The following is a 23,807-nucleotide window of genomic DNA, read 5'->3' on the forward strand; positions in this document are numbered from 1 at the left end:
TCCCCAGCTTGTGGAATGTATACATGCGAACCGAACATTTAATCCGTTAAAAATCTGTGCCAATCGGAGAGCGTCCATGCGCCCTAAATACCCTCAAGTAGGCTCCAGCGTTGTTTCAGTTGTTGCAACCATCGCCTGTTTATCCATTGTTCTGGCAGTCACATTTTATCTGGTAAATCAGCAACCGGAGGTGACCGTTGAACAAGCACCAGAACAAATTCAAGCTCACATAGAATCACCGATTGTGCTTGAAGAACAGGAAACAGTGGAAGCAACTCCTGCTGTTACACCTGATCAGGTCATTGAAACGCGCCAGATCTCTCCGAAAGAAGAAGTGGCAGCTCATTTGGAAGCGGGTGAATTCGGCAAAGCAATCGAAACCGCCGAAACCGTTGCCGACCTTCATCAACGAACTTTATTGTTGAAAATGGTCGTAGAAGCACAACTCAAATCGGGGGACTTTGTAGCCGCTCTGGGAACCATCAACCGTATCCCGCTGGCAGATGAACGAACAAAAGCCATGGGTGAACGGGCACAAGCAATCTCACTGGCCGGTGGGGCACAACTAGCTGACTTTACACAGTTGATCGACCTGATCCAAACACAGACCTCAGGACTCTGGGAAGATACCGGAGAAGGGGAAGGCTCCATCCGACAATTCGATAGTGGGGTTCGAGTTGATCCTCAAGGATTGTTACACCACATCAGTAAAGCAGAACTCGATGGTCGATTAGCGGCTCTGGGAATCAAAGCTCGTCAGGCAGACTTGAATAAAAACGTCGCACAAAACAGTCAAATGCGACTCATCTCACTGACGCGACTTGAAAAAGAAGTTCAGCAATTGATAGAAGAGGGACGTTCCCCTGTTGAAACCATGAAGATGTTGGCAGGCCTGACAAAAGTCGAATACGTCTTCGTCTATCCCGAAGATCAGGAAGTCGTCATTGCTGGTCCTGCGGAAGCTTGGATTTATAATGACCAGGGACTTCCGGTCGGCATCGAAAGTGGTCGACCAGTCCTGCAATTAGACGACTTAGTCACAGTTCTCAGAACTTTCTCTGATCAGGGAGAAGAAATCTTCGGTTGTTCATTCGATCCACGCCCTGAGGGTCTGGCTCGTGTGAAGGAATTCGTCGCCAAATCAAATGCACGTGGCCCATTACGTGCAGGAGCCGGTGTTCGAAACTGGACCAAACAACTCAAAAATCAATTAGGCGTGCAAGACATCACACTGTATGGCGTTCCCAAAACTTCGCGTGTGGCCCGTGTGCTGATCGAAGCCGACTACCGTATGAAGCTGATCGGTATTGGTAAAATGGATGCAGGGGATAATATTCCCAGCTACTTTGATTTACTGGCAAAGCAAAACACAAAAGACCCTCAAAACCTGGAAGCACTTCGTTGGTGGTTAACGATGAAATATGACTCTGTTTTGCACAATCCACAAAGAACTGCTTATCAAGTAGTCGGTTCTTCAGTCTTATGCCAGTCAGAAAATCAAATCGTCACGAATGAAGGTCAACGGCTGCAAACCGGTCAAGCAGAGGAATTAAACCGTGAATTCGCTGCTAACTTCACAAAGCATTATCAAGAACTGGCGGAACAAGATCTGGTCTATGCTGACCTGCAAAATATTTTCGATTTGGCTCTGGTTGCTGCTCTGATGCGAAATGAGCAGTTGGCAGACCGTGCTGGCTGGGAAATGGGAGCTTTTGCATCAACTGGCGCTTATCGTCCTGCGGAATTTGATCCGGCCCATACCGTTGACACAGTGATTAATCATCGTGTTTACAATGGAAAAGATGTCGTGGTACAAGTTGCTGGTGGTGTTCGTGTTGATACCGGTTCCGTTGTCAAAAATCAAAAAAATCTCAAAGTCTCAGATCAAGTGGGAACGGTTTCTAAAAAATCACAAGCTCCCGCTTTACCTGTTGGCCGATGGTGGTGGGATTTGGCTAACTAACTGAGCAAAAAGGTAAACTACAAAGCAAAAAAACCGCGGTCAGTTCTCTGACCGCGGTTTTTGTTTTGACCAGTAGATGGTTACTTCACGTAACCTTTAATACCAACGGGTTTCAATGTTTGAGGAAAGTCGCGAGGCTTCGTGTGAGCTTGCTGCATAATCTGCTCCATCTCCTTCAATTTTTCTGGATTTTGTTTGGCAAGATTTTTTGTTTCACCAACATCTTTTCCTAAATCATAGAGTTCTATCGAATTTTTCATTCGGTTTTGAACAGCCTTCCAATCTCCCATCCGAAGTGCTCTCGAACGCATTTCACCTTTGGTATATTCCCAATAAAGGTATTTGTGTTTTTTCTGATTTCCCTTGCCTAACAGAGTTGGCAAAAAAGAAATCCCATCAATATCGACTCCTTTTGGAACATTAGTCCCGGTAATCTGTGCAAAGGTAGGCAGGATATCCCAAAACGCAATTTGCAGATCTGAGGTTGTTCCGGGAGCGACTTTGCCAGGCCAATTGACAACGAAAGGTACACGCAAACCACCTTCATACATTGTTCCTTTATAACCTTTAAGTGGTGCATTTCCGTTAAAGAAGTCAGTCATGCCCTTCCAGGTGCCCCCCTGCCCGCCATTGTCTGATGTAAAGATAATCAAAGTATTATCTCGTATTCCCATTTCTTCCAACATCTCTACGATCTCACCCACATGATCGTCTAATCGAGAGACCATCCCTGCAAACGTTACCAACCCATCCTCTGATCCAATATAGCCAGGACGTGGATCAAGGATTTGTGTTTTAGGAAATTTCCCACGATAAGGATGCTCGGACTCTTCTGGCACAACCAGCTCTACGTGCGGGATGATGTAGGGTAGATAAGCAAAGAAAGGTTGATTTTGATTTTTGCGAATAAAATCTTTCGCATCTTCATGGATTAAATCATGAATGTAATTTCCCCGTTGATTATTTTCGTTTTCGGGAAGCATAACTTTTTTATCATTTCGCCATATCCAAAAGGGGTAATAAAAATGAGCATGTACCTGGAGTAATTGTCCGGTGAATTGATCAAATCCCTGACGATTGGGATGACCTGGAGTCCCTTCGTAACCGAGCCCCCACTTTCCAAAGATGCCCGTTGCATAGCCAGCATCTTTTAGTACTTCTGCGACGGTTTTATCTTGCTCGTAAAGTAATTGGTTCAGGTCGTTCGCGCGAATAGCAGTATGACCGGTATGTTGTCCCGTCATTAAAACGCTTCGCGAAGGCTGACAAACCATGGAACCCGCATAAGCCTGTGTGAATTTCATGCCCTCTGCTGCCAGTTGATCTATATGGGGCGTTTTGATTTTTGTTTGACCATAACACCCCAACTCAGCGTAGCCCAAATCATCGGCCATAATCAAAATGATGTTTGGTTTTTGTTTTGCATAAGCTTGTGAGACATCTGAGGCAAACAAACTCACCCCACATAGCACTGCCAGAATAAAAAATAACCGTTGATTCATGATGCCATAACCTTTCAATTTTTGTATTTCTTCAGTTTTTTGAAATATTTACATGTAGGAATTAATTCACTCAATTCGTTTTGGAAATAGTTTTAGATTGGGGTTGACCATATTTATTTTAACTTTTATTCTCCCCGCAACATTAGTAATCAAGCTGATGTGAAAAATTCAAGAAAACAATTCCTGGTAACATCACACCTCAGAATGACAGTTATCATTCTCTTTTTCAACCTTCAAACACATACCGGTGTCCATTGAGTGATTTCATTCTCTCAATGGAAAGATCGAGTGTCCAACGCACGGATGCCGCGGCTCCGATCTTTTTAAAAAGGAAATAGAGCGATTTTATCTGAGGCGTAATCGTAATGAACAATCAGGCGTACAATCGCCTCCCGGAAGTGGTACAAGTCCTTTCCCCCCCTGGGCTACTGCTTCCGGGAATTTTTATGCGCTGAGCTGAATCTTTTGTAAATTGGGAATGTCGTAGAATTAGCTCTCTCCGGGAAATCCATCCATTTTGCCAATCACAACAATTCCCGATTCGGAAACAGTAAACCCACGCCCCTTGTCTTTGGCAAGGTCATAACCGATTTCACAATTCTTGGGGATTGAAACTCCTTTATCGATGATCGCGTTTCGAATTTTCGCGTGTCTACCGATATTCACACCTGAAAACAGAATGGAATTATCGACTTCCGCCCAGCTATTAATTCGGACATTTGATGAAATGATGGATTGACTTACGCGCCCCCCTGAAATGATCGAACCTGGGCAGACAGTACTATCCACAGCCTGCCCCACACGAGGTTTAGAGCCTTCACTTTGAGCAAAGACAAACTTTGGCGGAGGATCCGGTGGCTGATAGGATCTGATCGGCCAGGTTTGATCATACAAATTTAACTGTGGATGAACCGAGATTAGATCCATATTTGCTTCATAATAGGAATCAATAGTACCTACATCTCGCCAATAATATCCATCTCCCGTATTTTTATCCTGAAAAGGATAAGCGCGTACCAGATGATCATCGATAATAGAAGGGATAATATTTTTTCCGAAGTCATGCGAACTATCTAACTGTGTTGCATCGTAACACAATCGTTCAAACAGAAAATTCGTATTAAACACATAGATCCCCATCGACGCCAGACTTTTATCAGGATGATTAGGCATCGAAGCTGGAGCCGCCGGTTTTTCTTCAAATTTCACGACGCGCATGTCATCATCAACGGCCATCACTCCAAACTGGCTTGCTTCCGTTCGATCTACAGGAATACATCCAATCGTCGCTTCAGCCCCGGATTCCTTATGATCACGAATCAGTTTGGAATAATCCATCTTATAGATATGGTCACCAGAAAGGATCAGAATGTAATCTGATCTGGCACGTTCAATCGTATAAATATTCTGATAAACGGCATCCGCGGTCCCCTGATACCACTGTTCGTCAATTCGCTGCTGTGGTGGCAAGACATCCACAAATTCATTCAGTTCACGGCAAAGAAACCGCCAACCAAGATTGATATGTCGATCGAGACTGGCCGCTTTATATTGAGTCAGAATCAAAATCCGACGTAAACCACTATTGATGCAATTGGAAAGTGTAAAATCGATAATTCGATACCCGCCTCCAAACGGAACTGCAGGCTTCGCTCGATCTCTGGTAAGTGGTTCCAGACGAGATCCTTTACCACCTGCCAGAATCAAAGCCAACACATTTCGCATTATTGTTCTCTCCTTATAGACATCATGATCTTCGTGAAATAATCCCTTTATTCACCAACAAGATGTTCTCTCATTTTCTTTATATGTTTTAGCATGCTTTGGTCATGAAAGGAATTCAAATTAGATCCGTTTTAATGATCTTACATTTTCTTCTAAAAATTTTGTTAAAAACACAAATTACCCATATTTTATTTCCATTTGCAAATTCATGAAGTTCAGATTGTTTTTATGCTTCCGACTTCTCTCGGCGAATTAATCAATTTATAATTCTAAAAATTCGACTTGTATCAATCTGTTGGGAGAACGCATCCATGAATTCCTCTGATGAAAAATTGACCAAATCATTTTACGATCGTATCAGTCATTCTTATGACCTGATTGCAGACTCCAACGAACATGTCGCTCGTGAAAAAGGGCTTGCCGCTTTGAGTATCGTCGAAGGCGAAAAAGTCCTGGAAATAGGTTATGGAACCGGACATTCACTCGTAGCACTCGCTGAATCAGTGGGAACAACAGGCTCTGTTTATGGAGTCGACATTTCTGATGGAATGCAGAAAGTCTCTGAAAAACGAGTCACAGAAGCGGGAGTTGCCGACCGTGTGAACCTGTCTGTAGCAATCACTCCTCCTTTGCCTTTTGAGGATCAGACATTCGATGTCGTTTCGATGAGCTTTACACTGGAGCTCTTCCCCCTGGAAACGATTCCCGCTGTTCTCGAAGAAATCAAACGTGTCCTGAAGCCAGGAGGACGTTTGGGTGTGGTTTCGATGGCCTTGCCTAAAGAAGGAGAAAAAGACAGTTTTCTGGAAAAGACCTACAAATGGATGCACCAGCATTTTCCACATATAGTTGACTGTCAGCCGATCGATGCTGTTGGTTTTCTGAAAAATGCTGGATTTTCAATCAAAGAAGAACTCGATTTGAATATCTGGACCATGCCCGTGGCAGTGCTTGTGGGAACAACGCCCACCTGATCCTCATCGACTATTTCCCTCTTTCGGAACCCGCTTTATTGGGGATCAATTTTACATGCCAGCAGATCAACGGCAACCAATGGCGGTTCAGGAAGAAACAGAACGTTATCAGAAAAAACTGACACTCTGGGATACCGTGAACATCATCATTGGTATTGTGATTGGGGTTTCGATTTTTAAGGTTCCGAGTCTGGTGTTTGCCAATGCGGGATCGATTGAAGCGGGCCTGGCAGTCTGGTGCCTCGGTGGTTTTTTGATGTTAGCCGGTGCCCTCTGCTACGCTGAACTGGCTTCTGCTATGCCTGAAACCGGGGGAGATTACGTGTTTCTCTCTCGAACATATGGAACGGGTGCCGGTTTTCTCTTTGGATGGGCTCAATTTGTCGCCATCAATCCAGGTAATATCGGGATCATGTCCTACGTCTTTGCTCAATACGCGGTCTCATTCCTGGGAGTCTCAGATGACTGGTCGGTACTGCTTGCTGCTTCATCTGTCTGCATTCTGATCTTTTTAAATTTGCTCGGACTGATGGTTGGTAAACGAGCACAAAATACACTAACGCTCGCCAAAGTCATCGGGTTGGTAGCTATCGCTTTGACTGGATTTTATCTCGGTATAAAGAATACAACCACTGTCGCATCTGCTATACCAGGTGGCTCAAATTCTACGGCTAACTTTGGTTTGGCAATGGTGTTCGTGTTGTATGCCTATGGTGGATGGAACGATGCGGCTTTCGTTGCTGCGGAAGTGAAACAACCGGGGAGAAATATTCCTAGAGCTTTGATTTCGGGAACGGTGGGAATCATGGTCATCTATCTTCTCATCAACTGTGCCTACTTGTGGGGACTGGGTTTTGAAGGTCTGCTCAACTCACCAGCACCGGCAGCTGACTTACTGGAGCGAGCCTGGGGTACGACAGGAAAAACAGTAATCAGTCTCGTCATCATGATTTCATCCTTAGGTGCCATCAATGGCTTGATTCTGACAGGTTCGCGAGTCAACGTTCGCCTGGGAATGGACCACCAGCTGTTCGCTGCGCTGGCACGCTGGAATTATCGCGTCAACGCGCCAATCTATTCGCTCATCACACAGGGAATGATTTCAGTGAGCATGATCGTATTGATCGGAACAAAAACCGGACAACACATACTGGAAAAACCCTTTGAACTGATTCAACATAAATTTATCAACTGGGAGAAATACGCTGGTGGCTTTGATACGCTCATCGCAGCCTCGGCGCCTCTGTTCTGGATATTTTTCTTTCTGACAGGCCTCAGCCTGATCGTCTTACGGTTCAAACTCCCTTCTCTGGAACGCCCCTTCCGCGTTCCCTTCTACCCGCTAACCCCCATTCTATTCTGCATCACCTCATTATACATGCTCTATTCCAGTCTCACTTATGCGGGAGGTCTGACCGCACTGGGATTGATCCCTGTGTTGATAGGCATTCCGCTTTATTTGATGAGCCGTGTCTCTCATAACACAAAATAACCATCAGACACGATTCAATCAAATTGGTTCCCAATATGCAGTGTTTATTTTCAACTTGAAACCATCGTGCCTCTGTCGAAACTAACTTTTTATGCGTCGCGCGCGTGAGAATTTTATTTTATAGCTGAACTGAGAGACGTATGAGAATTTGAGCACGATTAAAAAGACTAACATGACAGACTTTAAGCTTCATTCTCTAAAATCGCGTACAATATGAGCACCATTTTTCAAACCACTTTCAACGCATTTCGCGACAAGATCATGCATTACTGTTAGCCTGTCAAACAACTCTCGGATCAAAGTTCCGCCAAGGTAAAACTTGACAGACTGCTACCTTTGACGATGATTCGTTGCAAATCAAACAATATAATTTTCAGTAATGGAACAATCATTTGAATAATAGAACTAACTAGACGAGCCTCTCACAGAGTCTCAAATCAGCAACTTAATACTGGAGCTTTATCCTACCCGATATAACCTCAAACGAGGATGTGAAAATCAGAAAGTGGTTTAGTTTTGTGAACTGATTCTCAAATAACACGCACTATTTATAGAAGAACCTAAAAAGTAAAAGAGCCCTCTGAAACCGAAGTCCCAGAGGGCTTTTGAGTACTAACAAAAGAGTCAATATACTAGTTGAGTAGCGGGTTATCTCCCTCGACAATTGACATGAAGAAGTCATCATATGAATTGACACAAGCAGATTTATAGATCGTCACTCCTGCTGTTCTCTCGCTTGTGATGTTATCGATCACAAACATCAACTCATATTGCGTACCTTCAGAATCCCCATATGAGGCGCTGATTGAACCACCGTCATTTTAGACGCAAACCCGAGCAATTCTTTGACTTCATAATTCATCAGCAACCCTCATTTGTTACTTGAAAGGGCGAAATCGGGTGGAAATTAATTTATTCTCCGGGATAGCGATCCCACTGATACGCCAGTTTGGAATTTTTCCAGAAAACTTTATCTAACGCTGACTGGCCTTTGTTTTGCAAATAATCGACAAGAATTTTTTGCAGGGTGACGTAGTCGGCGGCTCGTTCTGAAACGGGCCAGTTGCTGCCGAAGATCATGCGGTCAACACCGATCTGGTTCCAGATGACGTCTAATGTAGGACGGTAATAAGCCACATCAGAGGGGACATTGTTCAGTTGATGCCGTGATGCCCCTTCGACCAGTGCAGAGATTTTGATATAGACCTGTTTTTGGTCTGACAATGATTCCATAGCCTGTTTCCATTTGGGATCGATCTCGTCTCCTTTGATGACCACGTTACCAATATGATCGACAACGATTCGTAAGTCTGGAACTAACTTTGCAACACGGCGTGCACTCTCTAACGTCGCAGGTGGGCCATTGAGATCAACCTGGAGTCCCATATCAGCCAGCATTTTTAAATCATCGACAAACCGCGGCTGCGATAACCCAGACTGAATTAATTGATGATTGACGCGGATTCCCTTAAAAATCGGATTTTTGGAAAATCGTTTGAGATGCGTACGAAACATCGCTTCGCCGGGTGTCAATCGCCCCACGAAACCAATAATTACGGGGTTCTCTTTCACCAGATCCAATATCCATTGATTGTCATCCACCAACTTACTGGCTTCGACAACCACCGTCGCATTCACAGGTTGATATTTTTTTAGCGCAACAAAATCTTTTGGCAATACTGTGCGATAAAGGGATGAACCTTCGCTCGGCCAGGGGACGCCTTCCGGGCGCGTGGGATCATAAAAATGCGTATGCGTATCGACGACTTTGGCGGGTAGTTTGATTGATGATTTTTTGCCTGCACTGAGACTGATTGCTGACTGAGCGGCAACCACACCTGCAGAGGCTGACTTGAGAAATGTACGACGATTGATGGCTTCCATTCTGGTGTTCCTCTGTAGTAATCAAAATTTGCTCTTAAGTGAGTGATCCTATCATAACATACCAAAAACCTCTTAGTCTGCTATATCTATCTATTTTTACAATGAATTTTGTCTGCTCTTTTGAAATCAGAATCGCACTTCCTTTTCATTGCCTTTTTTGCTAATTTTCACGTACTACTTATCTTTACTTTAATTCTTCATATGTGATGACAATCTCGTTGCCAGGATAGGCTTCAAGCCTGTATCCAGGTTTATTGTAGCGTCTCCAAAGCTTTTTGGATCCCCGATAATTGCTTTGAAGCTGCTATGATTGAAATAGACGTGCAATAGCAAATTCAACGGACTTGAACTGTGATGCCCGAGTCAGATGACCAAAACTCGAGTTGGAATCGTCGTGAACCACTCGCTCCTGAGAGCGAAACGGATGAAGGCTGGCCAACGGATTTTGAAGGTCCACTGTCAGAGGAAGGGACTGAACCAGAGTCTGGTTTGAATGCCAGCAATGCTGAACTGGAAGAATTTGATTTCTCACTCAAATTTGAAGACTATGCACCTGTCTGGCTGCAAAAAATAAGGTCGTTTTTTAGTAGCGATCCTGAATGGTCTTTTGCCTCTGCTGTTGGATGTGTTGCCATTATTCTCACGGTCGTTTTGCTCCTGGCGATGCCAGAGGATAAAGTGAAACAAGTTGCCGATCGTATTACCGCACCTGAAGTCGAAATCACAAAACTGCCCGACTCTGAACCCATTGATTCACGCATTGATGTTGAAGTTCCCTCGCCTTATGCCTGGGTCGAAGTAGGATCAGAGCCTCTGTATATCTCTTTCGGAGAGTTTCAAAAAACAATCTCCGAAGTTGTCGTCCTCGAAGAAAGACCGGAGACACCATTTAAACTACCCGAGTTCAATAAGAATCCAGAGCCAGCAACGGCTCCCGTAATTGTCATGGACGTACAAAAAATCAGAATCATTGAAAGAGAAATTTTGGATCCGGCAATCGACGAGTCCTTTGTCCTGAAATCACAGCCCTCTCCAGTCGAAATGGAAAGCCGACTTGATCCTGCAGAACTTCTTTTGTTCGATCAAAACTGGAAGCTCTTTGATCTAGTCAGAGCAGAAACTCGAACTCAACAAACAATTCGCCCCACTCTGTATCGCGAGCGGTTTCCTGGAGGGGAACATTTACAGGTGGGTCAGGAACAACCCCTTGATCGTAGCCAACTCGACCGACTGACACGTGTGACGGCTCCTCAGCAGTCAGACCAGTTAAATATTGAAATTCGCAAACGGATACCTCAAAACGGAACCGTCCAAAATCTGCTGACTTACTCCCTCCTGGTAAAAAACCAGGGAACCAGCCCTGCCTACAATGTTCAAATCGATGAAGAACTCTCGCCTGCGACGAGTCTGGTAGATGTTTCTCCCCCCGCTGAAGTCAAACAAAATCATCTGTATTGGAACATTGCCCGACTTGATCCTGATGAAGAGCGGGAGCTCAAGATCAAAGTCTTCCTTGATCAGGAAGGTAATGCAAAAACCAATTCCATTATCCGACTCGCGTCCAAAGTCACCGCTTCTACTGACATCTCTGCCCCTAGACTGGCAGTACAAATGACAGGTCCTGAGGTGGTAACAGAGGGAGAAATCTTTCCACTCGATTTCATCGTCAGTAATCAAGGACGAAACGACCAGCGTGGAATCGTATTAAATCTGGACCTGCCTGAAGGTCTTGAACACGCAGAAGGCCAACGACTCATGTTGAAAATTGACCAATTGGCTGTCCGTGAATCTCGTAAATTACGTGCACGCGTACGTGCGACGAAACCTGGGTTCGTCACATCACAGGCGGCTCTGGCAGCACAAGGCGTTTCGCTGGAACAGACCTCGTTAAAACAAAAGATCGTAGAGAGAAAAACAGAACCCAAACCAACAACCTCTCAACAGACTCCTGCACAATCGAAAGTGCCTACCGAGTCATCATCACCAGCTCAGTTCTGTCCCTGCCAGCCCGTCTATCTTCCGCCGGTTATGTATCTGGTCCCCTGATGGCACCTTGAGTTGAATCACTCTTCCACATTCGGTTACCATCGAAAGAACACTATTTCGTTTGAATACCGTATTGCAGAATCGTGGAGAGAACCACCATGAGCTTACTTCTTAGAGTCCATCAACGTTTTTCATTCCGCTATGTAATGATTTCTGTTTGCATGCTGAGCCTTCCTACTCTGTCCTTAGCCCAGCAGCCAGAGCGCAGGCAAGGCGAAATGGTGGGAGAACTCAGTACTGATTCGGTTATTCTCCAATCACGATTGACCGCACCAGAATTAGATGAAACCGGAGACCTTCCAGGAAGATTTGGTATCGCCCGCTTTGAACTTTCCACTCGGAAAGACTTTCAGAATGCATTTTTTACTAAATGGCTCACTGCAAAACCCGAACATGATTTTATCGTGAAGACGCTGGTGATGGAGCTGAAGCCAGGGACACGTTATTACTACCGGCTCCAATATGGATCTGAAAAAACATCCATTCAAACCGGCCCCACTAATACCTTCCAAACCCTTCCCGTCGCTGAACAAGTTGCAGAAATCAACTTTGCCGTAGTGACAGGCATGAACTTTCACTTCTTTCATCATGGTGCTGGTAAAAACCGTCCTGCATACCAGGGAGAAGATAAACAACTGGGATTTCCGGCACTGGTTAGTATCTTGAAATTAAAGCCGGATTTTTTTGTGGGGACGGGTGATAACGTTTACTATGATCATCCACGTCAAAACTCGGCACAAACAGCTGCAGAGCTCAGAAAGAAATGGCATGAACAATTTGCTCAACAGCGATTCATCGACCTCTTTGCTCAAGTTCCCACTTATTGGGAAAAAGACGATCATGACTTTCGGTATAATGACTGTGATCTGACCGGTGGCAGAGCCCCTTCGAATGAACTTGGACTACGTATATTTCGCGAACAGGTTCCCATTGTTGATCCAAAAAACCAGAACCCGATTACGTATCGTACACAACGCATGGGAAAACTATTACAGGTTTGGTTTACGGAAAATCGCGATTATCGCAGTCCCAATCGTTCACCTGATGGGCCTGAAAAAACGATCTGGGGAACCAGACAACGTGACTGGCTCAAAGACACACTCAAGAATTCAGATGCGACGTTCAAACTGATTATCTCTCCTACTCCCATGATTGGGCCTGATGATAAATCCAAGAAAGATAACCACACCAACATTGGTGGATTTCGGCAGGAACGCGATAAATTTTTTCAGTGGATCAAACAAGAGAAACTGGACCAGCAGGGTCTCTATCTGATCTGCGGAGACCGGCATTGGCAATACCACTCAATTGATCCCTCTGGTATCGAAGAGTTTTCCACTGGCGCACTCGTCGATGCGAATTCCCGTTTAGGGATTAAACCGGGAGCCAAAAAAGGAACCGACCCTGACGCACAAATCAGACAACCCTATACGTCAAATCCCGCCTCGGGCGGCTTTCTGTATGTCACTGTGAAACCCACTCAAGACGGAAATACGGGAACCGCATCATTTCAGTTCTATGATGAGCAGGGAAAGCTGTTACACCGGGTCCAAAAACAGCGAGCGATTGATCCATGATTCTGACTTTCATTCTCGTCGATCTTTCATAATCATCGGACAAATTATTGCAAGAGGTTCAAGTAAAGCGGTAGCATAGAGAGAATCTGTTCAATGATCATACGAAAGTATGTTTGTCCCTTGCAGAAAGACTCTAATGAAACGATTCGTACCCTACTTTCAACGGCTGATTCTAGCATTGACCTTTCCATGGATCGGGATGCTAAGCGCAATCCACGCCGCAGATCCAACCATTGGTCAAATCACACTTAAGTCGGGAAAGCACGCAATTACCGACGAACCGGTTTTTGTGCTACTTCCAGAAACAGGCTTACCTGACGCTAACGTTTATCTTGTAGAGAAATCATCTGCTGGTACAAAAACGATCCCCGCACAAATCGAAAACAGGAAAAATGCAGCCAACCGTCTCTGGTTCATTCCACCGGGTAAAACAACAGCTGATACCTCACGAGTTTTTGAGATCAAGATAGGACAAACGACTTTCGAAAATGACGTTTCGATCAAAGATAGTGGCGAAGCATTCCAGATGTGCATCGGGAATCGTCGCGTATTAAATTACAATTACAAACATAGAGCGGCACCTAAACTTTTACATCCGCTTTATGGGCGCAGCGCGCATATCCATCCTATCTGGACGCCCAGTGGCAAAATCGTTTCCGATGAATTTCCTCCCGATCATGCACATCAGAGCGGGCAATTTCTGGCTTATACCAATTGTTTATTCGAAGGACGAGTCACGAATTTCTGGGAAATCAAAAGTAATAAAGGGCGTGTCCGTTTTCATAAGCTGGTCTCACAACAGTCAGGACCTGTGTTTGCCGAACTGAAAGTGAAACAGGAACACGTCGACCTCACCGGCTCTGAAGAAAAAGCCGCTTTACTGGAAACCTGGACGATTCGAGTTTGGAACCAGACAGTAAAACAACCAAAATTCTGGATGTATGACATTACCTCAGAAGCACGTTGTGCCTCGGAGAGTCCTTTACTCCTTCCCAAATATCATTATGGGGGTATGGCAATTCGTGGAGGGCGTGGCTGGGATAAAAACAATTGCCGCTTTTTGACTTCCAATGGAAAGACACGAAAAGATGGGAATCATGATCGCGCACACTGGTGTGATATCTATGGAAGACCCACTGCTGAAACTCCCTGGAGTGGTTTTACAATCCTGAGTCATCGCACTAATTTTCGTCATCCCGAACCTGTGCGTATTCATCCATCGATGCCGTATATGGTGTTTACTCCCAGTGCTTTGGGTGACTGGAAAATTACACCAGAGCAGCCAAACATCAGTCGATATCGTTTTCTAGTACACGATGGTCCAACGCTTCCAGAGACAGAACAAATTTGGCAAAATTATGCCGACCCACCACAAACTACGTTACAGCTAGTTACAGAAAATAATTAAACCGCTGAGAGAATTACCAATGATTTGGGACTTACACTGTCATCTATCTGGAGTGGATGGAAAAACGGTCGATGAACGTATCGCACAGTTGATGGATTATGCCGACCGCATGGGAGTCGAACGACTCGTTTTTTTTATGGGGTGGCCTTTTTTGACAGATCCAACTCCCCAAGAATTTCGAAAACAAAATGATGATGTGATGCAAGCGATCAGCCATTGGCATGATCGGGCATTTGGCTTTGTCTATCTCAATGCAAAATATGTTGAGGAAAGTCTTAAAGAATTAGATCGTTGTGTGAAGAACGGGCCGATGGTGGGAGTGAAGCTGTGGGTAGCCACGAGATGTAACGATCCGAAAATCGACCCGATTATCAAACGCGCAGGAGAATTAAACGCGTTAATTTATCAACATACATGGTTCAAAACAGGTGGTAACCTGGTCGGAGAATCGACATCCAGCGACTTGGCACTCATGGCAAAACGACATCCGAAGATTCCTCTTATCGCCGGGCACACGGGTGGTGACTGGGAACTGGGAATTCGTGCCATTCAGAATAGCCCTAATGTGTACGCGGGATTCGGCGGATTTGATCCTACAGCCGGCGCTACTGAAATGGCAGTCCGCACTCTGGGAGCAGATCGGATCATTTATGGCAGCGATATTGGTGGTCGCAGTTTTTCGTCTCAACTGGCCAAAGTACAGGGGGCCGACATTCCTGAAGTTTCCAAGCGATTAATTCTAGGGGGCAACCTCAAACGATTGTTGACTCCCATTTTGAACGCGAAGGGAATCAAAGTATGATTTTCGATACGAACGTGTACCTTTCCCGGTGGCCCTTCCGACGATTGCCGAATGATGAGACTCCCGCGCTCATTAAAAAGTTAAAGCAGAATCAAATCAGTCAGGGCTTTGCAGGTAGTTTTGACGGGCTCCTGCATAAAGATATCCGATCCGTCAATCAACGTCTGTCTGACGACTGTAAATCTTTTGGTTCAGGCACATTGATCCCCATAGGAAGTATTAATCTCAACCTTCCAAACTGGGAAGCAGATGTGATTGCCTGCCATGAAGAACTTGCGATGCCTGGCTTGCGTCTACACCCCAATTATCATCAATACCAATTGAGTGATGATAAAGTGAACAAGCTGTTTGCTATGGCTTCAGAACGAAAGCTCTTCATTCAAATCGCGATGAGAATGGAAGATGATCGCACGCATCATCCCCTGATGAGAATTCCGGATGTCAAATTTGAAGCCTTGCCAGACCTAATGAAACAACACGATCAACTTCAGGTAACAATTCTCAACGGAATGAAATCATTGAGAGGCGCGAAATTAACCAGTCTGACAGAAAATCCAAACCTCACCGTTGAAATTGCGATGTTGGAGGGAGTCGGCGGGATTGAAAAGCTGATGAAACAAGTCCCATATCAGCAGATTCTCTTCGGATCATATGCTCCCTTTTTCTACTTGGAATCCAGCCTGAATAAACTGAAAGAATCCAACCTGGGAATGGAAATCGAACAGCAAATCATCTGGCAGAATGCACGAGAGCGATTTTTTGTGACTGACTCATAGTAAACAGCGTTACTCGGTCCATTCCAGATAGGGATCGAGCCCCATCTTATGAAACATTTCGATCCGGTGCTTTTCCTGCTTCAACATATCACGGCGTTGTTTTCGATGCAGTTTTTCCAGAAATGATTGAGTATTATTGAAGAAGGAAATCCAACTCGGAGCAAGCTCACCGTTCTCATCTGCTTTGGCAGACTCGATGATTCTTTGGAGTTGATGCGTTTCCAGACAACGTAAGAGTTCATCTTCCAGAGAAAGAAAGAACTGATACTGCCCGGGGTCTCCCTGACGGGCAGACCGACCAATCAATTGTCGGTCGATCCGTGCAGAGGTGTGCATTTCAGTCGCTATGACATGTAGGCCACCATTTTCACGCACTTCATCAGTGAGCAGAATATCGGTTCCACGCCCCGCCATATTGGTAGCGATCGTCACACGTGATGGCTCTCCGGCTTTCTTCACAATTGCTGCTTCTTGTTCGTGATACTTGGCGTTCAAAATCTGGTGAGGAATCGCTTTCATCGCCAACAAATCACCCAATGTTTCAGAGGCTTCTACAGAAGGCGTTCCCACCAAAACAGGGCATCGTTTTAATCGGATACGTTCTATTTCCTCAACTACGGCCATGCGTTTGGCCTGCACTGTTTTGAACAGACGAGGCGGATCACCGATTCTTAAACAGGGGCGATGTGTGGGAACCGACGTCACTGAAACTTTATAAGTTTTGCGAATTTCCTTTTCAGCAAGAGCGGCGGTACCAGTCATGCCAGCAAGGTATGAATAGTTTTGAAAGAAACTTTGCACTGTAATGCGAGCTGCCTGTCCAGTCGAAGCGGTCACGGGAACATGCTCCTGTGCTTCGATCGATTGATGTAGTCCATCCTGCCACTTCCGACCATCCATCATGCGACCCGTGGATTCATCGACAATCACCACTTCCTCATCCACGACTACGTAATCTCGATCTTTCAGAAATCCAAAACGGGCGACCAGAGATTGCTCAACCTGTTTATAGATTCGCTCAGTATCAATGGAATCGAGCAGCGAGGGTTTGGGCATTAACAATACTTTTCGACAACCTTGATCCGTCAGGTAAGCAGAGCGTTTTTTGGGCTCATAAACAAAGTCTTCTTCCGACTCCAACTGATGGGTGGCTCGATTACTCCAACGAAATAAATTCACTGAAGCAGCATCGTTCGGCTGGATCAAACCAATAATCAGAGGTGTACGCGCTTCATCAATTAGAACACTATCGGCTTCGTCGATTAAAGCAAAATAATTCCCGCGCTGCACAAGTGGTTCTTTGCCCGATGTTTTATGATTGGAGATCGCCTGCTCTAACTGCCCGGGTGCACTGGCTCCAATTCTGATTCGATCGCGAAGAAAGTCGAAGCCCATTTCATTGGCTGTGCCATATGTAATGTCACACGCGTAAGCTGTACGACGATCTTCATCTTCCATATCAGCTGTAATCGTCCCCACCGAGAGCCCCAGCTTATTGAAGACCGGTGACATAATTTCCGCATCACGTTGTGCCAGATAATCATTGACGGTGATCACGTGACAGCCTTTTCCCATCAGAGCACGCAGGTAGGCGGGCAACACGGCAGTCAGGGTTTTGCCTTCACCCGTCTGCATTTCCGCAATACCACCTTCAAACAGAGCCATCCCCCCCATAAGTTGCACAGGGAAATGCTCCATTTTCAGGGTACGCCATGCAGATTCCCGCGCCAATGCATATGCTTCGGGAAGAATTTTCTTCAAAGGTTCGCCAGATTTTGCACGCCAGCGCAATTCTAATGAATACCGTTCCAGCCGATCATCGGTCATTTTTTTAAGCGATTCGCAACGCTTAATGATCCGATTGGCTTCAACTCTCCAACGAGAAATTCGTGATTTCGCGGGACGAAAACCGGTCTTCATCCAATGATAGCTATGAGATGCGACGCCCAAAGTACCTCCTGGAACGCTCAATAAATCATAAAAAGAAAATCTTGTTACCGATGAAACTACTCAAGGCAGTTTGACAAATGCTCAATAATTATGACGGACAAATATCTGAAATGTAACGGCAGAAAAGAAAATTCATAAAAGAACAGAGTACGGTATCACAAACCGAAACCACAAAAAATCACATCGTATAAGCTATTGTAACAAATAGACTTACAACCCATGCTCTTTCAGATTGTCTACAAAGTCATACTATTTTAATTAAACAACCATATTCATCACAATTTTTTTATCGCGAATTCTCTTTCAGATACTGAAAAAGAGCCTGCAATAGTAAGTTGTTACAGCGTGTTGACTTAAATCAACATGATTGGGCAAGTTGATGTCTGAAATGTTAGATTAATCTGAACCAATCGTCATTTCTGGTGCAGGTTGTTTTTTGAGTATGCTGGATAGAATCAAATCATGCAAACCGCTCAATTCTACTAAACATTGGAAACATTCCAAATTACCTGTTTTTTTAGGTATATGTTCCTCTTTAAAATCGGTAGCTGAACATTCAGCAATTTATTGACCTAGAGGTATTGAAACGTGCTTGAGTGTTGAAATCTCTCACCCTTGAAGACCAGTAGAAGATATAAAGATACCAACCCAATGATTTCTAAATTCATGGACAACATGTGGCATCCTCGAAGTAATAGACACCACCGTCGAAAAAAACAGGCCACAACTCCACTCGTCGCTACCGAAAAGCTGGAAGATCGGACACTTTTGACTGGGCTTGATCTAATCGCATTCGCTCAAGCCTTAACAGCTGCAGATGTAAAGCTCTACGGTGCAGCATGGGATGCAGATACCACGGCTCAAAAATCACTCTTTGAAGACGGCGCCCAATTTCTCAACTTTATTGAAGTCACAGACTCAAATCAAAATCTAAACAGCATTGCCAACACTGAAGGCATTACCGTTTTACCTACGTGGAAATTGGCAAATGGAACTTTAATTGAAGGTGTTCAAACTCTTGAGCAATTAGCCACGGCAACAGGTATCGATATTCCGATGTCCGAAGCTCCTTTTCTGAAAGAAATTCCAGATCAGAATCTCCTCTCCGGCACTGCCCTGCATGTCGCTTTGGATGGTTTTGACCCTGAAAACGGTCCGTTGACTTATACCGTGGAAAGCAGTAATCCTGATGTAGGAGCCCGGATTCTATCTGGCAATCGTAGTATCCGCATCTCCGTCGAAGGTTATGGAGATATGGTCTTCGAATTATTTGAAGGTAGAGCCTCGCGCGCAACAGAACGCTTCATTCAGCTGGCTGAAATGGGCTTTTATAATCAGGATGATACTGTCAGTGAAAATGTCCGTTTACATCAAATCATAAACGGCCTGATTCGAGGAGGGGCGGTTGGAACCGATGGAGAACCGGAAGAATCTAGTCTGGGGTATTTTGATGACCAGTTTCATCCAGAATTACAACATGTGCAATCGGGCTTGCTCACAATGTATAAAATACCCGATCAGTTAATCAATACATCAGCTAATAATCCTTCAGATGGTGAAACGCATGATGATGAGAACGATTCCCAGTTCATTATCACTGATGGCCCAAATAGAATTGATGATTTTCAGCATACCATCTTTGGGTTCCTGGTCGAAGGTGAAGAAGTTCGCGAAGCCATTAGCAATATTCCGGTTACTGACGATCTTCCCAACTTTACAGTCACAATTGAAACGGTAGAGGTCTTTACAGACTCAGAAAATGCAACTCTTGTATTGACCGCAGCAGAAGGATACACCGGAACGTCAACAATTACCGTTACTGTAGAGGATCAGGATGGCAACACTCAACAACGCGTATTTCAAGTGAATGTAACTCCAGATACCATTAATAGTCTGGGTAGCCTTTCAAATGCGAATCCTTATTTGGCTGATATTCCGGAATTCCAGTTGAGTCCGGGAGAATCAGTCAGTTACCAATTAGAAGCAATCGATATCGACCTTGGAGTCCTCAACGGTAATCTTTCATCACAGATTGTTTACTATGATCAATCAAGACTCCCTACAGCTGGCGCAGACTCTGGAGTACCGGGTGCTGAGCTCCTCGGCCTCGCTTCACCCGTGGAAAGTATACCGGCAGGGCTCTATAGGGTTGACTCCGAAACTGGATTACTCACTATCAGTCCCCCATCTGATCTGGCACCTGGGGTCTATGAAATCGTTGTTGCTGCTGGCTTCAACCTATTTGCCATTGATTATCAAGTCATCACAGTCAGAGTCGGAGACCCTCCAGTTGCCAACGATGATTTTTTTGCACTACAAGGCGCAACACCTGGGCCAATCAACATTTTATCAAATGATACGGATTCTGATGGTACACTCGATCTCACATCTGTTGAAATTGTAGATCAACCTGCTCATGGAACAATCACTACCAATGCGGATGGTACTGTGAATTATATCTCCGATGGTTCTGGGTTTATGGGTCTTGGTTCATTTACGTATCGAGTCTACGACAATCTTGGAATATCCTCTAATCTAGCAACCGTGGATTTCTCTATTGCTCCTACAGGAGTAATTTTAGTCACAACACTCAATGACCAAACAACCGCGGATGGGAAAGTTTCTCTGCGTGAGGCTATTGAAGCAGCGAATAGTGATAATCCTTTCGATGTAGCCCCTGCGGGAAATGGTCACGATACGATCATGTTTGATCCTGCTTTATTTATCGATGAAGGCTCCGGCTCAACTAGAACAATAGATCTTGCCGGCAGATTTCTGATCACTGACTCACTCACAATTATTGCACCCACATCACCAGAAGGAGATGCGTTACTAACCCTTGATGCCGATAATCCGGGCCTGCCATTTCGGCATTTTTTAATCGACGATGGAACATCAGAAAATACTCTCCTCGTCAGCTTGCAAAACCTTAAATTAATCAACGGTCAAACAGATGATTCTGGTGGTTCCATTTTCAATTCTGAACATCTAGTGATTACCAATAGCGATTTGATCAATAATAAATCGAACAATGGATCCGGTGGTGGAGCAATTTACAATACAGGTACACTCGAAATTTCAAACTCATTTTTGCAATCTAATAGTGTGCAACAAGCAGAGGGGGGGGCCATCTATAGTACATCTGGATCGGTTACGATCACTCAGACCACGATTGACAACAATGAATCTACTGGCGGTTCTGGTGGTGGTATTTATGTCTTAAACGCCGACCTTTCCATAACAGACAGTGTACTCTCAAATAATTCTGGTCATAGTAGCGGCGGTGGGGTCTATCACCGTAATGGCCAACTCATAATTACAAACTCATCCTTTATCAGTAATGGATCCGGTGTTGTATTATTAAATGCATCAGCAGAGGGAGGCGGGATTTATGCATCTAACTCAACAACTACCATTTCTGGATCAACGTTCCATGATAACCGAAGCTCTGGTTCAGGCGGTGGTTTGTTTCAAGTAGGTGGAACCCTTTCCGTTCTGAATAGTACTTTCTCAGAAAATTTCGCCTTGGCCGCTGATGGTGGAGCAATCCATGCTGGTGAAAGCACAGTGACATCCATCCTGAATTCCACGATTTCTGGAAACCATGCTGAACAGAACGGTGGTGGGATTTTCCTTGTCGATCCGGATGGCTCAGTGGGTAATAGAGTTATTAATAACAGTACGATCGCAAATAACACTGCCGGAAATCAAGGGGGAGGACTCCACTTAAATTTTGATAGTGAAGTCATAGTTAACAATACCATCATCGCAGACAACACCGCTACAAATGGTGGAGACGACGCCTGGGGTATACAGGGAGAGCTTCGCGGAACCTATAGTCTCATTGAAAACACAACTGGTGTGACTATAAGTGGAACCAACTTTATCACCGGTCAGGATCCTGGCTTACTGCCTCTGGCCGAGAACGGCGGCTTAACAAAAACACACGCCCTCTCTACTACGAGCGTAGCAATCGACGCTGGTGCTCCCGCATTTGACCCAAATGGTTTTACTCCCGCTTTGACTTTGGACCAGAGAGACTCAGCTCGAGTAGCGGATGGAAATAATGATTCCATCAGTCGGGTTGATATCGGAGCTTACGAAGCAGAGTCAGTGCTGGGTAGTGCTGAACTGACCGTGAAGCGGGCAGCCACCAATGTAGGAAGTTCGGGGGAAGTCGGTTCTCTGCCTTCCAATGTCGATTTTATCGATGAGTGGAATCCGGTGATTGTTGAAATCTGGGTGAGTGTAACAAATTCTTCAGAAAACGGAGTGACTGCTGCTTCAGTCGACTTAAGCTTCGATGCACAGTACTTGATTGCCAACTCCATCGAATACGGACCTGAATTCACTGGAAATCAAACAGGGAATATTGACAACGACGCAGGGACGATCACTGGACTTGGCGCAACAACATCTCAGACTGACCACGGAGCGGAGTCACGTGTTCTGTTAGCACGCGTTCATCTCTCTGTGAAACCGATTCCTTTAAATGCCGACGGCCAATATATTCAACCTGTTGCTAACTTGAATTTTGAAATCTCAAACAGTGATCTCTCTTCCTCATTAGGTGATGTTTCTGTAACAGAGGGGGTGGCGGTTGACTTAACTTTGGTTCCCGCCTTATATGATCTCAACGATAATGGATCCATCGACTTCAAAGACCTGATCCTCTTTGCCTCAGTCTACAATAAATCTACTGGTGATCCAGGAGCACCGGGTGCCTGGGCTGCGGATTTTAACCGCTCCGGAAGAGTTGATTTTCGTGATCTGATCCTGTTTGCTTCAAATTATCGGAAGACGCAGGGAAGCGATAACTTTTTTGTCTATCCATCTAATTTTGATGAAGTCTGGCAACAAAATAATCTGATTACTTCAATCATCAATCCGGTTGGATCAAATCTAGAAACCATCACATCCGAAAAGGTAGAACCCGTTCTCGATGCTGCCCAAGAACAATTGGCTGGCGTTTATGGCGACACGTTGAATGAAGAACTTGCTGATGTAGAAGTTCAAATTGTTGAACTACCCGGAAATCAGTTAGCAAAAGCAGACACGGCTACTAATATTATCTACCTGGATGTAAACGCAGCAGGTTGGGGATGGTTCGTTGATCAGACTCCACTTTCGAATGAAGAATTTAATGGAACCTCAGTTGCAGGAATATTTGAGGCCTCTTTATTCAGCTCTGCTGAAGGAAAAATTGACCTATTGACTGTCCTAATGCATGAATTAAACCACTTACTGGGACACGAACATGATCATAAGGATTCTCTGATGGAACCCGATTTGGCCCCCGGAGAACGAAAACTTCCTTTGAATGAAAGTAAAGATTTTACAGAAACAGATGAATATTTCGGACGTTATTTAGATCCTGAGTTCGAAAGCATTTAAATACACATAAAGCCCCTGCTAAATACTTTTGCCAGGAAAATACCATCTAAATTGTGAGAAAATAGTACTTCAAACGTCCACAACGTATCAACCAAACTTGGACTGAGCCATAAAATCAGTTTGCAACACTCATTTTTCGGGCGATCTTTGAATCTTTTACTTGACATCCGTAGTTTTGTTGCTGCACAATCGGTTTTAAACTGCCTATTTTAACAGAATTTGCAAAAAATAGGCTTATATCAACAAATATCGTGAAAAGTGATTAATATTTGGATGCATCTCTTTTTACACACCAAATACTTAAGTGTTTAAAA

Annotated in this window: 13 protein-coding genes; 9 read left to right on the plus strand and 4 right to left on the minus strand. The window is 44.7% G+C overall.

All coding sequences use genetic code 11. The annotated features are described in order from the left end of the window. The first annotated feature begins 76 nt into the window (after positions 1-76). Positions 77-1,963: a DUF1598 domain-containing protein gene (locus tag V202x_RS04815; protein WP_145171720.1), complete on the plus strand. Its 1,887-nt coding sequence runs from the start codon at positions 77-79 to the stop codon at positions 1,961-1,963. Between the two features lie 80 nt (positions 1,964-2,043). On the opposite strand, the gene V202x_RS04820 is transcribed toward V202x_RS04815, so the two are convergent. Both V202x_RS04820 and glgC read right to left on the minus strand, forming a co-directional pair. After that, positions 2,044-3,465 carry an arylsulfatase gene (locus V202x_RS04820; protein WP_145171722.1) on the minus strand — a complete coding sequence of 474 codons (1,422 nt, stop codon included), beginning with the start codon at positions 3,463-3,465 and terminating at the stop codon, positions 2,044-2,046. Between the two features lie 489 nt (positions 3,466-3,954). Then, positions 3,955-5,241, minus strand: coding sequence for a glucose-1-phosphate adenylyltransferase (gene glgC, locus V202x_RS04825; protein WP_144984248.1), 1,287 nt, complete (start codon positions 5,239-5,241; stop codon positions 3,955-3,957). A 260-nt stretch (positions 5,242-5,501) separates the two neighbouring features. Here glgC and V202x_RS04830 point away from each other — a divergent pair, with 260 nt between their 5' ends. Both V202x_RS04830 and V202x_RS04835 read left to right on the plus strand, forming a co-directional pair. Beyond that, positions 5,502-6,164, plus strand: coding sequence for a class I SAM-dependent methyltransferase (locus tag V202x_RS04830; protein ID WP_145171724.1), 663 nt, complete (start codon positions 5,502-5,504; stop codon positions 6,162-6,164). A gap of 55 nt (positions 6,165-6,219) precedes the next feature. Then, positions 6,220-7,656, plus strand: a complete 1,437-nt coding sequence (locus V202x_RS04835) for an APC family permease (protein WP_145171726.1) — start codon at positions 6,220-6,222, stop codon at positions 7,654-7,656. 912 nt (positions 7,657-8,568) lie between these two features. Here V202x_RS04835 and V202x_RS04840 read toward each other — a convergent pair. Beyond that, positions 8,569-9,540: an amidohydrolase family protein gene (locus V202x_RS04840; protein WP_145171727.1), complete on the minus strand. Its 972-nt coding sequence runs from the start codon at positions 9,538-9,540 to the stop codon at positions 8,569-8,571. Between the two features lie 354 nt (positions 9,541-9,894). Here V202x_RS04840 and V202x_RS04845 point away from each other — a divergent pair, with 354 nt between their 5' ends. The 5 genes from V202x_RS04845 to V202x_RS04865 all read left to right on the plus strand — a co-directional run bounded on the left by V202x_RS04845 (position 9,895) and on the right by V202x_RS04865 (position 16,149). Further along, positions 9,895-11,586 carry a DUF11 domain-containing protein gene (locus V202x_RS04845; RefSeq protein WP_145171729.1) on the plus strand — a complete coding sequence of 564 codons (1,692 nt, stop codon included), beginning with the start codon at positions 9,895-9,897 and terminating at the stop codon, positions 11,584-11,586. Between the two features lie 98 nt (positions 11,587-11,684). Beyond that, entirely contained in the window at positions 11,685-13,163 is a 1,479-nt protein-coding gene (locus tag V202x_RS04850) for an alkaline phosphatase D family protein (RefSeq protein WP_232098843.1), read from the plus strand. Between the two features lie 136 nt (positions 13,164-13,299). Next, on the plus strand, positions 13,300-14,571 hold the full coding sequence (locus V202x_RS04855) for a PmoA family protein (protein WP_197993228.1): 1,272 nt from the start codon (positions 13,300-13,302) through the stop codon (positions 14,569-14,571). Positions 14,572-14,590: 19 nt separating this feature from the next. Next, entirely contained in the window at positions 14,591-15,373 is a 783-nt protein-coding gene (locus V202x_RS04860) for an amidohydrolase family protein (protein WP_145171733.1), read from the plus strand. Beyond that, complete coding sequence (locus V202x_RS04865) at positions 15,370-16,149, plus strand: amidohydrolase family protein (RefSeq protein WP_145171735.1); 780 nt, start codon at positions 15,370-15,372, stop codon at positions 16,147-16,149. The genes V202x_RS04860 and V202x_RS04865 overlap by 4 nt, the downstream gene beginning before the upstream one ends. A gap of 9 nt (positions 16,150-16,158) precedes the next feature. On the opposite strand, the gene V202x_RS04870 is transcribed toward V202x_RS04865, so the two are convergent. Next, complete coding sequence (locus V202x_RS04870) at positions 16,159-18,099, minus strand: translocase (protein WP_145171737.1); 1,941 nt, start codon at positions 18,097-18,099, stop codon at positions 16,159-16,161. 651 nt (positions 18,100-18,750) lie between these two features. Here V202x_RS04870 and V202x_RS04875 point away from each other — a divergent pair. Beyond that, entirely contained in the window at positions 18,751-23,493 is a 4,743-nt protein-coding gene (locus V202x_RS04875) for a peptidylprolyl isomerase (RefSeq protein ID WP_145171739.1), read from the plus strand. The last annotated feature ends 314 nt before the right edge of the window (positions 23,494-23,807 follow it).

This window comes from Gimesia aquarii, assembly GCF_007748175.1.
Taxonomy (GTDB): Bacteria; Planctomycetota; Planctomycetia; order Planctomycetales; family Planctomycetaceae; genus Gimesia; species Gimesia aquarii_A.